This is a genomic window from Collinsella sp. LCP19S3_B11, assembly GCF_052121915.1.
In the GTDB taxonomy this organism is placed as follows: Bacteria; Actinomycetota; Coriobacteriia; order Coriobacteriales; family Coriobacteriaceae; genus Collinsella.
On sequence record NZ_JBQKDI010000004.1, the window covers coordinates 1 to 15,707 of the forward strand.

Annotated in this window: 11 protein-coding genes; 4 read left to right on the forward strand and 7 right to left on the reverse strand. The window is 59.9% G+C overall.

Features of this window, described 5'->3' with window-relative positions:
- From ACTQV4_RS03370 to ACTQV4_RS03385, 4 genes are all read left to right on the forward strand, one after another.
- Positions 1–172 (forward strand): IS3 family transposase (locus ACTQV4_RS03370; protein WP_441569141.1); only part of this gene is annotated, 172 nt, incomplete at its 5' end.
- Positions 173–396: 224 nt separating this feature from the next.
- Entirely contained in the window at positions 397–2,313 is a 1,917-nt protein-coding gene (locus tag ACTQV4_RS03375) for a fructose-1,6-bisphosphatase (RefSeq protein ID WP_441546380.1), read from the forward strand.
- A gap of 78 nt (positions 2,314–2,391) precedes the next feature.
- On the forward strand, positions 2,392–2,787 hold the full coding sequence (locus ACTQV4_RS03380; RefSeq protein ID WP_427719820.1) for a GtrA family protein: 396 nt from the start codon (positions 2,392–2,394) through the stop codon (positions 2,785–2,787).
- Positions 2,788–3,006: 219 nt separating this feature from the next.
- Positions 3,007–3,414 carry a GtrA family protein gene (locus tag ACTQV4_RS03385; protein WP_370450581.1) on the forward strand — a complete coding sequence of 136 codons (408 nt, stop codon included), beginning with the start codon at positions 3,007–3,009 and terminating at the stop codon, positions 3,412–3,414.
- Positions 3,415–3,753: 339 nt separating this feature from the next.
- Here ACTQV4_RS03385 and ACTQV4_RS03390 read toward each other — a convergent pair whose 3' ends face one another.
- The 7 genes from ACTQV4_RS03390 to ACTQV4_RS03420 all read right to left on the reverse strand — a co-directional run bounded on the left by ACTQV4_RS03390 (position 3,754) and on the right by ACTQV4_RS03420 (position 15,352).
- Positions 3,754–4,644: a DUF4430 domain-containing protein gene (locus ACTQV4_RS03390; RefSeq protein WP_441546379.1), complete on the reverse strand. Its 891-nt coding sequence runs from the start codon at positions 4,642–4,644 to the stop codon at positions 3,754–3,756.
- Between the two features lie 9 nt (positions 4,645–4,653).
- Entirely contained in the window at positions 4,654–9,471 is a 4,818-nt protein-coding gene (locus tag ACTQV4_RS03395) for a DUF4430 domain-containing protein (RefSeq protein ID WP_441569286.1), read from the reverse strand.
- Positions 9,472–9,903: 432 nt separating this feature from the next.
- On the reverse strand, positions 9,904–11,667 hold the full coding sequence (locus ACTQV4_RS03400) for an ABC1 kinase family protein (RefSeq protein WP_441546377.1): 1,764 nt from the start codon (positions 11,665–11,667) through the stop codon (positions 9,904–9,906).
- Positions 11,668–11,675: 8 nt separating this feature from the next.
- The gene (locus ACTQV4_RS03405; protein ID WP_154515830.1) at positions 11,676–12,092 is read right to left on the reverse strand and encodes a hypothetical protein; all 417 of its coding nucleotides are present in this window, start codon (positions 12,090–12,092) and stop codon (positions 11,676–11,678) included.
- Positions 12,093–12,239: 147 nt separating this feature from the next.
- On the reverse strand, positions 12,240–13,763 hold the full coding sequence (locus ACTQV4_RS03410) for a C69 family dipeptidase (protein WP_441569287.1): 1,524 nt from the start codon (positions 13,761–13,763) through the stop codon (positions 12,240–12,242).
- Between the two features lie 99 nt (positions 13,764–13,862).
- A complete protein-coding gene (locus ACTQV4_RS03415) occupies positions 13,863–14,717 on the reverse strand; it encodes a bifunctional 5,10-methylenetetrahydrofolate dehydrogenase/5,10-methenyltetrahydrofolate cyclohydrolase (protein WP_441569288.1) in 855 nt (284 codons plus the stop codon).
- Between the two features lie 2 nt (positions 14,718–14,719).
- Complete coding sequence (locus ACTQV4_RS03420) at positions 14,720–15,352, reverse strand: cyclodeaminase/cyclohydrolase family protein (RefSeq protein ID WP_427795748.1); 633 nt, start codon at positions 15,350–15,352, stop codon at positions 14,720–14,722.
- Positions 15,353–15,707: the final 355 nt, after the last annotated feature.

A 15,707-nucleotide genomic window follows, 5' to 3' on the forward strand; every position in this document is an offset into this window, starting at 1 on the left:
GAAGGCCGAGCTCGTCCACCGCGAGACGTTCGGCACGACGCGCGAGCTCCGGGCCAAGCTCTCGGACTACGTGCACTGGTACAACAACTTCAGGATCCACTCGACGCTGGGTTACATGTCTCCGGTCGAGTTCAGGGAGGCGGGGCTGTCCCTCCCGGAATCGTCCAAATAGGTGTTGCCAATCCACCGATCCGGCCCTCAGGGTATCGGGTTCCCACATTCATCCGCACATGTGCGGATGAATGTGGGAGGTGTTCGGATAAAGTTGATAATCAAGGTAGCAAACCGTTCGGCCAACAATTCAATCTCCTAACCCCAATTGAAACAAAAGCGGCGCATACTGATAAACGTTTGACGCTGTTTATCAGTTTTACCAACCACATCGGAAGGTGTTTCATGGTCGCATTCGATCGCAATCCGCAAGACTTCAAGTATCTGCGCCTGCTGTCGAGACAGTTCCCCACCGAGCAATCCGCATTCACCGAGATCATCAACCTCTCGGCCATCCTCAACCTGCCCAAGGGCACCGAGCATTTTATGAGCGATGTGCATGGCGAGTACGAAGCCTTTATGCACATCCTCAACAACTGCTCGGGCGTCGTGCGCGAGCATGTCGACGAAATCTTTGGCGACACGCTCTCCTTTAACGAAAAGGGCGAGCTGTGCACGCTCATCTACTACCCGCGCGAGAAGATCGATCTGGTCCGCAGCCGGCACGAGGACTCGCCCACCTGGTACAAGACCATGCTCAACCAGCTCATTGTGGTTGCCCGCTCGCTTTCGAGCCGCTACACCCGCTCCAAGGTACGTAAGGCCATCCCGCGCGATTACGCCTACATCATCGACGAGCTGCTGCACACGCATCCGGACGAGAACAACTACCGCGTGCGTTATCACGAGCGCATTATCGAATCCATCTTGGAGACCGCCAGCGCCGACGACTTTATCGAGTCGCTCGCCTCGCTCATCAAGCGCCTCGCTGTGGACCACCTGCACTTGGTGGGCGACATCTTCGACCGCGGCGGCGGCGCGGCCAAGATTATGGACCGCCTGCTCACCTATCATTCGCTCGATATTCAGTGGGGCAATCACGACCTGTTGTGGATGGGCGCCGCTGCCGGCGAGCCCGCCTGCATCGCCACGGTGCTACGCAACAACCTGCGCTACGACAACTACGAGATTCTCGAGAACGACTACGGCATCTCGCTGCGCGAGCTTGTCGCCTTTGCCAACGCCACCTATACCGCCGGCGAGCCCATCAGCCCGCTCATCAAAGCCATCAACGTTCTACTCTTTAAGCTCGAGGGCCAGATTATCCAGCGCCACCCCGAGTTCGACATGGCCGACCGTCTACTGCTCGACAAGGTCGATCACGATGCCGGCACGGTCACCCTCGCCGATGGCAGCGTGTGGCCGCTCACGACTAACGACTTCCCCACCGTCGATCCAGCGGACCCCTACACGCTCACGCCCGAGGAGCAGCACATCATCGACAAGCTCGTGTCCGAGTTTGTCACCGCCGATCATCTGCATCGCCACATCGATTTCCTCTATACCCACGGCTCCATGTATAAGGTCGCCAACGGCAATCTGCTGTTCCACGGCTGCGTACCGCTCAACGAAGACGGCACCTTTAGCAGCATGAACTGCCTGGGTACCTGGCACGCCGGCCGCGATTATTTTGATTTTTGCGACTATATCGCCCGTCGCGCCTGGCGCGTCGGCGACCGCGATGCCCTCGATTGGATGTGGTACCTGTGGATCGGCTTTAACTCACCCGCCAGCGGACGCGTGGTGCGCACCTTCGAGCGCGCCTACATTGCCGATAAGAGCACGTGGGTCGAGCCGATGGACCCGTACTACACGCTCACCACGTCCTCGTCCGTTTGCGACGACATCATGCGGGAGTTTGGCGTCGCCCCCATGGCTTGCTCGCCGACGGGCCATATCATCAACGGCCATACGCCCGTCAAGACCACCAAGGGCGAGCAGCCCATCCGCGCCAACGGAAAGTTGCTGGTCATCGACGGCGGTTTCTGTCGCGCCTACCACCCCAAAACGGGCATCGCCGGCTACACGCTCATCTCGAGCTCGCGCGGATGCCGCCTCAAGTCGCACCAGGCCTTTACCAGCGTTGCCGAGGCGCTCACCCGCAACATCGATATCGAGAGCGAGACCAACCGCTTTGACGAGGCCGACCGGCGCCGCATGGTGAGCGACACCGATACCGGCGTCAAGATTCGCAGTCAGATCCAAGACCTGCGCCAGCTCCTCGATGCATATAGAAACGGTGCTATCGAGGAGCGCTCCTAGCCCCGCCTGTGGGGATTGGTTAAACTTGCTAGGTTTGTCATCCCCGCGGCGCCCCGGCGCCACCCTAAGGCAGGTACCATGCAAAAGCTCCTTGCGCAGATCATAAAGTTTGGCGTCGTCGGCGTCGTTGCCACCGTCATCGACTTTGGCATCATGAATCTGCTCCACTACGGCCTGGGCCTCAACATCTTGATCGCCAACACCAGCGGTTTTATCGTCTCGCTCATCTTTAACTACGTCGCGAGCATGAAGTACGTGTTTGCACACAAGGAGGGCATGAGCCGCCGCCGCGAGTTCATCATCTTTGTCGTGCTATCCGTTATTGGCCTGGCGCTCAACGACGGCATCGTGCTTGCCCTCAACGCCGGCCTGGGCCTCGAGGCCAATATCGCCAAGATTTGCGCTACCGCGCTCGTCATGGTCTACAACTTTGTAACGCGAAAGATCTTCCTAGAGGGCGAGCAGGCCAAATAGGTCGGCCTCCTCGTTGCACCACGGGGATCTGCGGATGACGCGCGTCAAGCGCAGCGTTGCCTGAGCCTTGCTCGTTTACGGGAAGATTTGCAGCGTTTGCGGATTTCCACTTGAATATTTGGCGAGTTCGTATAGTTCTTGCCAAAGACCTTACGTTTGCCATGCAAAAGCTCTAAAGTATCTTGTTGCTCGATTCATCAACGCATTGGATGTGATTACGTGCGCAACGCGCTGGCACAACCTCATACCAAGCAGTTCCTCAAGTTCGCTGTCGTGGGTCTTATCTCCTTTGGCGTCGACTGGGGCATGCTTATTGCGCTCGTCGAGCTGTTTCACCTCGACTTTTTGATGAGCACGACGGTCTCGTTTACCACGTCCGTCGTGGTCAACTACTGGCTCAGCATGAAGTACGTGTTCGACCATCGCGAGGGCATGAGCCGTAAGCGCGAGTTCACGATTTTTACCATCCTGTCGGTGATCGGTCTGGGCCTCAACGACCTGTACATGTTTGTGGGCGTCACGTTTTTGAGCATCGGCTACCAGGCCATGAAGGCCATCGCCACGTTCCTGGTCACCTGGTACAACTACTTTAGCCGTCGCTTTTTCCTCGAAGGCGCACGGTCGTAGACGGCCAAACATAATCTCGCTTCGCAGCCGGTTGGAATTCTCGTTCCAACCGGCTTTTTGTTTGCAGAGTCTGCCGAGGAAGGCGGGCTACGGTGCATGAATGGGACGCAGTTTCCCCATGAACGCCGTTCCGGAAAGTGTATCCCAGATTGCAGCCTCAGAATGGGATGCAGCTTCCGCAACGCCGTCCTAGCGGAAAGTATGTCCCGGAATTCACCTTCAGGGTGGGATGCAATTTCCGGTTGAGCCTCGATTGAGGAACCCCATCCCATCCGTATTAAAAGCGGGCGGCTCGGGTGTTGGTCCGAACCGCCCGCTCCGTGCGGTATGTCAAGGCATTTAGCCCGTTACGTAATACCAGACCACGCTGTCGCCATTGGAGAGAACATAGTTGCTGCAAGCCGTGTTGGGCGTTACGCCGTTGACGGAATACATCCAGCCGCTTGTACCACCGTGCTCCTTCTCAGCCAAACCACCGATAGCGGCGACATATGTGCCGTACGACGAACCGTGCGCATTGACGGAAAGGCCCAGTGCACACAAAGCATCGTAGGCCGTAGCGCCCTCGTTGAAGGTGAACGTACCGCCAGAAGACACAGGATTGCCCACGGCACTCGACGTCACAGAGACCGTCACAGTAATGTAGCCAGGCTGCTGCGAGCCGCCCTGATTGCCAGCAGAGGCGCTGTCGCCTTTGGATACAGACCCACCGTCAGACACCGAGCCGCCGCCCGAAGAGGAGCCGTTTGAAGAACTCGATCCACCAGCGGATTCGGAGTCCTGTCCGGCAGACGCGTTGTTGGACTTCTTGCCGCCCTTGTCTTCGGACTTCTTCTCTTTCGATTCCTTGCCCGACTTCTTGTCCGAAGACTCGGAAGCGTCCTTGGAATCCGATTCATTCGAGTCCTTGGACTCGGAGTCCACAGCGTCGGAAGACGAGGAGCCCGCTGTCTCCATCTTGCGAGAGGCGATAGAGCCAGAGTCGGCAACGCTCCTCCCCGCCACGGCCCGAGTGATCCAATCGATGGACCAGGCACCGCTGGCGGAAGGGTGAACAAAGCCCAGCGAGACGACAATCAGCGCGATGCAGACGGCCGTCAGAGAGCCAAGCAGCGCCTTGCGCCGAGGGGCGGACGCCGCCGAGGCGGCGCCCTTTTGCTTAGCATCGTCGAGCTGAATGAACGACGAGTCGGGTTGCTTGGAGTCGGCATCCTGAGGTTTATTGGACACAGCTCTCACCTACCGGCGCTTGGTAAACACGAACACGCCAATGACCGCAAGCCCGATCACGCCGGCCGCTACGCCGACAATGGCGAGCGGGTTGAAGCCAGACTGCTGCGCCAGAGCCTCAGCGGACTTCTTAGCGGTAGTCGCGGCAGCCGAGCCCGTATCGGACTTGGAGCTGGACTTGCCGGACTTCTTGTCAGACTTCTTGCTGTCCTTCTTGTCGCCCTTGCCGGAATCCTTCTTGGAATCCTTGCCGTCCTTGGTCTCGGTCGTGGTCGACGACACCGGCTTCTGCCCAGGCGAAACAGCGCCGCCGCTCTGCTGGCCGTTTGTGCCGTTACCGGAACCAGAACCAGCACCGGCATTACCCGAGCCGCCATTGGAGCCAGAGCCACCGTTACCGCCAGGGTTAACGGCATTCTTGGTCCACTTGGCGTAGAGCGTCATATCGGCCGTCACGACGTCTTTGGAGAAATTCCAAGCCTGATTACAATCGGCATCCTTATACCAGCCTGCAAAGGTGTAACCGGAGCGCTCGGGGTTCGCAGGGGCAATCATGGTCTTGTTTTGTGCGGTCATAGCGCTGGGAACCGTGCTGCCACCGCGCGTATCGAAGGCCACCGTATAACCCGGAGCAGCCTTGAGAGCAAATAGCGTACCGGAATCGTTGGTGTAGTAAAGGTTGCCCTGGACATCGGCGATCACGCTTGCAGTGCAATAGTTCGCATTGGAGCCAGACGGCGTATAGATCTCCACAGCCTCGCCAGTTGACTGGTTAAAGCAGTAGACAGCGCCCGGAGTCTTGTTGCAGGTAAAGTACACGTAGACATCGCTGCCCTGCACAGATGCAATCGGAGAGGCTTTGACCTCGGCCATTTTGCCCATATCGAGAGTTTTCTCGACCTTCATGGACGCAAGGTCGACAACCGTGAACTGGCCGTTATTCGAGGAGTCGCTTCCGCCAACATAGACCTTGCCGTTTGCCACGGCAGGCGTAGAGGTCGAGACCTTTGCGAACTCACAGGAGTCAGCAAGACGAAGGGCATCGCCTTCGCGAACGATCTTATAGAGCGTAGCCGGCTGACGACCGATCGCCAAAAAGACCGGGTTGCCACCCTCGGTACCGGCAGAAACGATCGTTGCACGAACGGGATTTCCAGACAGGCTCACAGAAGATTTGACCTTGCCGGATTTGCCGTCAATGAGCTTCACGCAGCCGCTCTCGTCACCGATAACAAGATCGGAGCCGGAAGCGGCGGCACCCGCCCAGTAGTAACCCTCGCCGGTCGAGGAACCGGTCTTTGTGATGACATCCGACCAGACGATCTTGCCCGTCGCAATATCGATGCAAACCATGGCCCCGCCCGTTGCGGTACCGGAAGCGCCGGCACCCGTGACAAACTCGGCGTATACACAGCCGTTCGCTACCGTCATGGTCGAATTCGCCTGATAGCGCCCGCCCGCGGCAGGAGCCTCGAGCGCAGAGGTCTTCCACACGCACTCAAGTGTCTCGGCAGAAAAGGCGTACACGGAACCATCGTCGTTTGCCGAGATAATCAGACCATCCGCGTACACAGGACGCGAGAAATAGTTAGTGGTCCCGCCCTTGGAAACGCGCGCAACAACCTTGCCCGCGTTGTCGATCTTGACGAGCTCGGAGTTCGTGGTAACGAAAACGTAGCCGCCCGCAATGATGGGGTCGCCCAGCGAAACCCACTTATCGGCAGCCGTGGCCAGATTGACCTTCCACAGCTCCGCGGCAGACTCGGTGGGCGTCGGCGTGTTCACGAGCGTCGTGCCGCCCGCATTGCCAAAGCCGTTCCAGCTTGCGGTCCAGTCCGGACGCGAAGCGAAGGGATTGACGATGAGGCCCTCGAGGGGCTTCTCGTTATCTGCAGTGTAGACCCACTGAACCTTGTCTCCCGGCTTGAGGGTAATCTGGCCCGCCATCTTTTGAGAATACTCGCCGTTGACATAGAGCTGCCAGTACCTACCGGTCGACTGGTCCCAGCCATAGGTCTTGCCGTTGCGGGTGATGCTGGCAAGGTAGAACGACGCACCGGACGTATCCTGGCTGTCATAGGTGAGACCTGCGGCCTTGAGCTCCTGCTCGGTAAGATCGGCAGCGGTGGATCCATCAGACATCTTGACGTCGCTGGCAAACGCCCATACGGAGTTGCCGCCATTCTCATCCGGTCCGATGAAGCTCACCGAGGCTTTGACGGTAGCCTTACTCGCATCGTCAAGGCTTGCGCCAAAGGCGGAGTAATACAGCACGACGCTATCGCCGGGGGCGAGGTGAACCTGGCCGGCGCCGACCTCAGACGCCTTCCCGTTAACAAAAAGCTGCCAGTACTTGCCCGTCGACGCATCCCAGCCCAGCTTGCGACCATCCGCCGAAGTGATATCACTCAGATAGTACCCTGCCGTGCCCACACCGGTCGCGGTATGGGTCATGCCCTTTAAGGCGTCTTCAATCACATCGCCGGCAGTCGAGCCGTAAACGACGCTCTTGGCGGAATCGGCCCAAACCTCGTCGTTGCCGTTGGCGTCGACGCCGACGAGCTTAAAGGCAACGGAAATCTTGGGGTCGGAATGATCGGCCGTACCAACAACGCGATACGTCGCTTTAACGCTCTGGTTAATGAGGCTCTGCAGCTTAGCGTTCTCGGGATGCGCCTTCGCCAGAGATTCGTACTTGGCGTACGTCAGGTTGCTCTCGACCGTAACAAGGGTATCGGCCTTGGGGCGCGTCACCTTTAGATTTTCGTTCGAGATGACCGAGGTGTCGCTCGTACGATACGTGCGCCAGTCGTTCCCCGACATCGCGTCGTATCCAGGAAGGTCTGCTGCCACAACGCCGGACAGCTTGCTGTCCTTACCCTTGCGGTACTCGATGCCGCCGTCTGCCGTAGGCACCGCCTCGGCAAAGGTCGACAGATTCTCGGTAACCGCGTCAACCGAAGCGTTAGCGCCGAGCAGAGACTTTGCGTAGGCATCCTTGACCTGCTGCATAAATGCCACAGCTTGGTCAATCTCGGAATCGTCGATGGGCTTAACCTTGATGACGATGTCGCGCGTTACGGTTATGCCGTCCTTGGCAAGCGTAGCCGTAATAACTACTTCATTCGAGACGCCTTTGGTATCACGGGTAACAACCACGCGGTAGCCGTTGACCTTCGCAACAGCCTCATTGTTCGATGCGTAGGAGAGTTTGGCGCCGGATGGAGCGTCGATGCCAGAACGACGGGTATTGGGCAGCTGGATGTCGCCCTCAACGGCATTGGCATCGATTACCTTTTGGGTAGCGAAATCCTTGAGCACAATGCGGTCAAGCGCAGCTGACAGCTCGGCCTTTTCGGCATCGATCTGCTCCTGAGTTTTCGCCTTGACGGTATAGGTGACAAGATAAGCCGTCCCGTTTGACGGGGCATTATTGTAGCCAGGAACCGCCAGCGAGAGCGTAGCCGTGAGCCAAGCAGTCTGGTCGGTCATACCGTGAGTATACGTAACCGTCGGATCGCCGTAGCTGGAATTCACCTTGGCAACAGAGTCATCAAGACTCATCCAGTCAATAGAAGCAACCTTTATACCGTTGATGCTGATTGAGCTGGGAAGCGTTCCCTGCGTGACGCCCGCCTCAATCTCGTCGGGCAGACCCTCAGCATGAGCCCATGCCGCCTTAAGATAGGCGATGACCTTGCCGCCGTCCCATGCGAGCGTCGATGCGCGACCGGGTGTATACGACACACTCTCGGAGCCAAGCGTCAGCGTATACGTCGGCGTAAACTGGCGAAGCAGCGAGTAATCAAGCGCGGAAGTCTTATCTGCAGGAGACAGGAAGAAATAGGAGATCTTTCCATCATCCGCGATGCCACCATCCTGCTTGGGATCGCGGCCGCCATAGGTTACGCCCGCAAGCGAAACCTTGATATCCGAGTAGCCCAAGTTGGCAAGCTTCGCCGAAAGCATGGAGCAGATGTTGGTATCGGTTCCCTGGGATGGATTGGGATACCAGCCTGAATAGCCATCGGCTTTGAGCTTCGCAACCGCCTCGTCCAGTTTCTTAGCCTCATCAGACTTGGGGGCCTCGGGCTCGGCAGAAGCCTCTACGGGATACTTGAGGCTTGCCGTGAACTCGTAGTCGCCGGCGCCGGCGCCATACGTAACACGGCATGCGACATACTTGCCGGCAAGATTGGAGGTCAGCTTGAGCTCACGAGCAGTTGCGCCTTCGATAGCGGTGTAGCCCGACGCCGTCGGAGCGGCAGACTGGCTATTGCCGACATACCACTGGTAACCCAGTTTCGCGTACTCGGTCTGGGAAATCTCGACGTCGTCCCAGTCGTAGTCGTCCCAATAATAGGCTGCGACCTTAACGGTATCGCCAACCTTGGCGATACCGCTGCCATAGGCAAGCCCCTTGCCGTCAGCATCAATAATTTCAGCCGAGTTAACGGTCACATATGCCGAACGTGCGGAAACGGCGACGGAGTCGGACGCATCGCCCTGCTCGGAAGCGACGGATACCGGCGCAGCCGAACCCTCTGTATTGACAGCATCACCAGCCGTCGCGTTATCGCTGCCAGCGGCATTTTCGGCGGCATCATCGTCGGCGCCTTCGGCAGCCGCGCCCTCGCCGCCCGTCGCAGCCTGGGCCACAGTCTCGGCAATGCCCTCGGTGCCCTCGGCCCAAAGTTGCGCCGGCGTGGTACCAAAAGCCATGGCAAAAGCCAGGAACGCCACCAGACCGCGCTTGGCTATGCCGCGGGCAATCGCTCCATGACGACGCCACGAGGCGCGCTGGCACTCGTCCTCAAACATATCCATTTGTCTCCTACTGTCTACACTTGGAGCATAGCCCAGCGGCTGCCCCACGTCATCGCGCACATTGCGCTCGAGTACCCCCATCGGGGTCCCCCCTTCCCTCCAGAGCCCAACGCGTACCGGCGGCATGCGCCGCGGCCGCGTGCAAGATGGGAGGCGATCCGACTTAACCTTACCGACCCGGGCGCGCCGTCCGATCTGCGGCGCGACCATCCCGGGCCAAGAGGAATTACGGTTACTGGTACAGCCGGGGACTTGCACCCCGATTCTCCCAAACGCGCAGGAAAACCGCGCATTCGTGCGTCTCCGCACCACCATCTAGGCCATCGATTATTACTGTCAATATGGTAGCACGCAAAAGGACCCCGCACGCAGGCGAAGCCCAAGGTAAAAGCTATGGTTTGCGATAGGAGAATGCGGTGACGGTCGCAGTCTCTACCGCTTGCCGCCGTGACTGTTGCGCCAGATCTCGCGGCCCAGCATCAGCGCCAGCGCCAGCGCACTCACGTAGCCCATAAAGCCAATGACCGGGATACCGAACACAACCGGCTCGATGCGCGCGTAGTACACCACCGACGAGCCGATAAACAGGCCGGCGATCACAATTGCCATCGACATGCGGTCGACAATTCCACCCAGCTGTCGCAGCGCCTTATCGCTGCTCATGATCTGCGTGTTCACCTTAAGCTGGCCGCGCGTGAGCATGCGCGACGCCAAGCCCAGATACTCGGCCGCCTCGAGCGAGCCTTTTGCCGCGCGATAGCTGCTCGCGGCAAGATCGTGCCCCATTTCGCGGACGCGCGCATAGGTGCTCTTCTCGTTTTTGATGTGCGTCTGGATGATCTGGATCATGTTGACGTCGGGCATATACTCGGTCAGCAGACCCTCGAGTGTCACCATGCCACGCGCGAACATCGTCACCACGCTCGGCAGCTCAACGTCGTTTTTGCGCGCCAGATTTAACAGCGAGGTTAAAAACTCGCCGATATCCAGGTCCTTAAGGTCGAGCCCTGCAAAGTCGGCGACGATAAAGTCCAAGTCGGACAAAAAGGCCGAATGGTCGAGCTCGGCAGAATCGCCGCGCGTCACGGCAAAGCGCATAAGCGAATCCTTGAGCTTGGGAACGTCACCTTCGGCCACGGCGAAAATCATATCCTTGACGATACCGCGGTCGTGACTCGACATGCGCCCGACCATGCCCAGGTCGATAAAGTAGACGATGCCGTCCTTGAGGATAATGTTTCCCGCATGCGGGTCGGCATGGAAAAAGCCGTCGTCGAGCACCTGCGTCGAGTAGTCCTCGACGATCGCGGCGCCAATCTTTTCCAAGTCATAACCCTCGGCCTCAAGGCGTTTGGGGTCGGCAATGGAGATGCCGTCGATGTAGTCCATGACCACGACGTGTTCGGTGCAAAGGTCCAAGTAGGATTTGGGACACGAGACGCCATGCACGCTTTTGTGGAAGTCATAGAAATCGTTGAGGTTTTGGGCCTCGGCCAAAAAGTTGGTCTCCTCGCGAAACGAGGTCCACAGCTCTTCGACCACGCCATGCAGGTCCACAAACTGGTCGGTGTTGACGAACTTGGAAACGATGCGCACCACCGAACGGATGATGTCGATGTCCTGAGCCATCACCTGCTGCGCGCCGGGGCGCTGCACCTTAACGGCCACGTCCTCGCCAGTCACCAGACGGGCGCGGTGCACCTGCGCGAGCGACGCGCTACCGAGCGGGTTGGGGTCAATCGCGTCGAATATCTGCCCCAGGCGCTGGCCGTATTCCTCTTCCAAACAGCGGAGCACTACCTCATACGGCACCGGCTCTACGTCGGAGCGCAGACGGCGCAGCTCGTCGCAAAACCGCTGCGGCAAAATCTCGGAGCGGTTAGCCAGAATCTGCCCCATCTTAACGAACATGGGGCCGAGCTCTTCGAGCAGACGACGCAGGCGCACCGGCGTGAGGTTATCCCACACGCGGTACTTTTTGATCAGGCGAACGATCTGACCGATGCGCTCACGACGACCTGCCGGCGTGAGCTGGTATTCCTCGTCCGGCGCCATCGCGTCGGGCTCCTCGGGGACCATATCGACAGCGCGCGGCTTCTTGCGAGCGCCCGAGACGGCGGCCTCGACCTCATCGACAACCGCCGCCTCGTCACCCAAGGGATCTTGATTGCTGTAATCGGTGGTGGAATCTGCCATCTGCGCTGCTACTCGGCCTCTTCGGCGTCCTCTGCGTCGTCGGGCTCAACGGACTCGACGGGCACCGAGGTCACGTTGTCCTCGACCGAATCGACGATGTCGCGCACATGGGCCAAAAAGGCCGTGCGCTCGGGGGCGGTCATGACGCGCACGCGGGCGAGGATGAGCTCGTCGAGCACGCGCTGGGCCGCGGTCTCGCCCTGCATGCCCAGGCGCTCGGTCAGGTCGGAGATGGTGCCGCCGGCCTGTTCGAACATGTCGGACACGCTGCGGGCGATATCGGGGGTGCCGGCGTCCTTGCGCACCTGCTCGCCCTTGGCATTGAGGTCGTCGAGGACCTTCTTGCCGCCCTCGACGGCAACGGCGGCGGCACCGAAGCCCACGTTGATGGCACCGTTAACAAGCTGATCGAATTTCATAACCATGGTTGGCTCCAATCGTGAACAACTTCATTGGCCTACTTGTACCCAAGATTGAGCAAACGACACAAAATCGTTTGTCACCGGGATAGAAATCGAGCGAGGCAAAGCCTTTGACGGCGTTTGCCTCGCTCGTTCGCTGCAATGTGGCTTTTACCTAATGTTATCGTTCATCGCGAAGGAATTCTTCATGGCACAGCTCGTGGTGTAGAGCACCTTGCCCAACAGGGCATCGGTCTCCACGCGCACAAGCTCGGCAAAGGCCTCGTTGGCGCGGGCGAGCTCGGCGGGCACCTCAGCCTCGGGCAGTGCGGCTACAACGGCGTCGACGTCGTGAATCTGCTTGTGGCCCATGCCGCCAACCTTCTCCTGATAATCCTCGACCGCGCGACCGCACTCATGGAAGCGGACATCGGCCAAGGCGCCAATCAGGCGATTCGCCCAATAGAAATTCTCGGACGTCACGCGAGCCTGCGTGTCGGCATAGTACTCGGGCATGGTCTCGACGTTGGCGTACAGCGGTACAAGCGCGTTAAACGAGTTAGAGCCAAACGCCATCCACTGCACGGCGCGATACGCCGGCTGCGCATAGGGGCGCAGCTGCAGCACGGCGAGCTGGCTGTTGCGGTTGATGCCGATGGGACGATAGGCGCCGCGCGTGGCGGGTGTGCCCTTGCTGCCGTAGCAGTCGTACTCCGTGCCCTGGTAGTGGCTCGAAAGCACGTACTTGATGTCCTCGAGGGTCACCTTGCGCTCGGGCACGCGACTCCAGGGAATGTCGTCGCTCTCGGGCGTGTAGTCGGCGTCGGGACCGTCCCACACATCGCTGGGGTTGAGGCAGCGCTGCATGTACCAGGCGCGCGGCGTGTTGTAGACGTGGTCGCTGTCGCTGTGCGAGCCAAAGGCCTCGCGCGGGTTAAAGACCGCGGCGGGACCGTCGCCCTCGACACCCAACGTCAGGTCCAGATGCCACTCGGCCATCCAGGAGCGCAGGTCGGCCGAGCACATGTGGTCGACCTGCGCGCCCTCGGCGTCGTCCAAGTCAAAGCTGTCGATACCCAGCTGGTTGGGCATGGTCACATAGGCGTCGTCGGGCACGCGCTTGGCGATCCAGTGGTGGCCACCGATGGTCTCGAGCCACCAGATCTCGTCAACGTCACTAAAGGCGATGCCGTTGTTCTCGTAGGTGCCGTAGCGCTCGAGCAGGTCGCCCAAAATGCGCACACCGTCGCGGGCGGATTTGGCGTATGGCAGCACCAGGGTCACCATGTCCTCCTCGCCCAAACCGCCGGGCTGCGCCGGCACATAGCCGTCCTCGCCCTCGTTACCCTTGGCGGGCACGAAATCCACGAGCGGATCGGCGCCGCGGACGCGCTCGTTGGTGGTGAGCGTCTCGGTTGCGGACATGCCAACATTGAGCTCGTTGAAACCGGCCTCGGCCCAAATGCCATGACCCGGGACAACGTCGGGGACGCTTGTGTAACGCATGGGATTGTCGGGCAGCTCAACGGTCAGGTGGCTCAGGACACTCGTGTAGACACGCGGCTGCTCGTCGGGATGCACTACGCGCATGCGCTTGGGCTCAAACACCCCATTGGACGAGTCCTCGTTGCGGGCAACCAGCGTCGACCCGTCGTAGCTCGCGTTCTTACCGACCAAAATCGTTGTGCACGGCATGCGCATCCTCCTTGAGCGAAAAAATCAAACGGCAACAGTGTATCGCTTCGGTGCAAAAAGGGCGAAACCACAGCCTCGGCAGCCCCCGTGGTCAAAAGCCTATTTCGATGTGCGCTCGGCCGCTTCAATCACGTGTTTGGCGAGAATCGCGGTGGTCACAGCCCCCACGCCGCCCGGCACGGGTGTGATGGCGCCAACGACCGGCTCCGCAGCATCAAAATCGACGTCGCCGACCAGCTTGCCGGCGGCCTCGTCCCAGTTAATGCCCACATCGATGATCGTCTGACCCTCGCGAACCGCATCCGCGCCAATCGTGCGCGCGCGCCCAACGGCCGCAACCACAACATCAGCCGCACGACACTCGGCAGCAAGGTCGCGCGTATGCGTATGGCACGTCGTCACCGTGGCATTGCGAGCCGTAAGCATGGCGGCAACGGGACGGCCAATCACCAGAGACCGACCGACGACCGCGACCTTGGCCCCATCCAGCTCAACACCGTAATGGTCCAGCAACGCCAACACGGCCTCAGCCGTGCAAGGAGCAAAGCCCTCGCCTCGCCCCGAAAGCGTGGTAAGCAGCGAGGCCGGCGTCATGGAGTCGACATCCTTGGCAGGATCGAGTGCCGCGGCAACCGCATCCTCGTCAAGCCCAGCGGGCAGCGGGCGAAACACTAGGCAGCCATGAACGGCGGGGTCGGCATTGATGTCCTTAATAGCCGCCAGCAGCTCATCCTGCGAAGCATCGGCAGGAAGCAAAACGCGGCGAGCCTCAATGCCAGCCTTTTCACAGCGCTTGAGGGCGCCGCGCTCGTACGACAGATCGTCCTCGCGCTCGCCCACACGAACGATGGCCAGCGTCGGCACAATGCCGCGTTCGCGCAAAGCAACGCAGCGAGCGGCAAGCTCCTCGGTCAAAGTACGGGCAACGGGAGTCCCTTTGAGCAGCTCGGCCATGGCTATCCCCTCTTCCTGGCTGCGTCGGCGGCACGGCGCGCCAGCGCATCGGCACGCGGCAGCCACGTATCCAGCAGCTCATCGCACGCCGCCTCGAGCTCCTCGGCGCGTGCCCGGTCTTTCATAGACGTAGTGTTGGCAAAGAGTGTCAGACTCGCGCCCTGCATGGCGGCGCGGCAGAACACGGCGCCACAAGCCACGTCGGACAGCAGCTGGCGCGACCCCTTGTCCGCCATGTCCTCGAGCAGCGCCAGCGCGCGCCCGCAGGCATCCATAATGCGATACGGTGGCATAGCCGCCACGTGCAGCGCATCCTGAATCGCAGCCGGTCGAGCCGGATCGTCACGCGGAATACCGTACGCCGCGGACACCTGCCCGTAGGCACGAACGTCCTCGGCGACCAGACCCACAAGTTCCTGCGCCAACTCATCCGCCTGGGCAAATGCGCGCGTCAAATCGTCCGCGCGATCGGCAAGGGCGGGATTCGTCGCTCCGTAGCGAGCAACCATCCCGCACAGCGAGGCGCCCAGCGCGCCCACGAATGCGCTCGCGCTACCACCGCCGGGAACGGGCTCGCGCGCGGCAAGCGCCTCGGCAAACCCTCGGCAGGTCTTATCCATCATCTCTTGGCTCATGTGCATGCACCCTCAATGCTTGCCAAGCTAATCGGACAGTCGGCGCCGCCCGAACGCATCGTGTATTTCGTGGTGCCTAGTCTAGCCCATAAGAGCATTCGCGTCAGTGCGCCCAGTTATCGCACTTTTCTATGGCGGGCGATAGGCGCAACATCGCTGCGCTTATCGCCAAGCAATCAATCCCGACCCCCTGTCAAGGTCAGTCTTGCGCCCAGCCCATTGGGCCATAGACACACCAAATGCCATCGCGCAAACCACACCGGCAAAACAAATGCATCTTTGTTGCGCAATCCGATGCAACAAAGATGCAGGTATGCGGAATAAATATGCAAGAAGCGTGAGAAAGATTGGCGTA

Bases quoted from the DNA above. Each gene is read 5' to 3' on its own strand.
- ACTQV4_RS03375 (WP_441546380.1), top strand. From the start codon at position 397: ATGGTCGCATTCGATCGCAATCCGCAAGACTTCAAGTATCTGCGCCTG.
- ACTQV4_RS03380 (WP_427719820.1), top strand. From the start codon at position 2,392: ATGCAAAAGCTCCTTGCGCAGATCATAAAGTTTGGCGTCGTCGGCGTC.
- ACTQV4_RS03395 (WP_441569286.1), bottom strand. From the start codon at position 9,471: ATGGATATGTTTGAGGACGAGTGCCAGCGCGCCTCGTGGCGTCGTCAT.
- ACTQV4_RS03400 (WP_441546377.1), bottom strand. From the start codon at position 11,667: ATGGCAGATTCCACCACCGATTACAGCAATCAAGATCCCTTGGGTGAC.
- ACTQV4_RS03405 (WP_154515830.1), bottom strand. From the start codon at position 12,092: ATGGTTATGAAATTCGATCAGCTTGTTAACGGTGCCATCAACGTGGGC.
- ACTQV4_RS03410 (WP_441569287.1), bottom strand. From the start codon at position 13,763: ATGCCGTGCACAACGATTTTGGTCGGTAAGAACGCGAGCTACGACGGG.
- ACTQV4_RS03415 (WP_441569288.1), bottom strand. From the start codon at position 14,717: ATGGCCGAGCTGCTCAAAGGGACTCCCGTTGCCCGTACTTTGACCGAG.
- ACTQV4_RS03420 (WP_427795748.1), bottom strand. From the start codon at position 15,352: ATGAGCCAAGAGATGATGGATAAGACCTGCCGAGGGTTTGCCGAGGCG.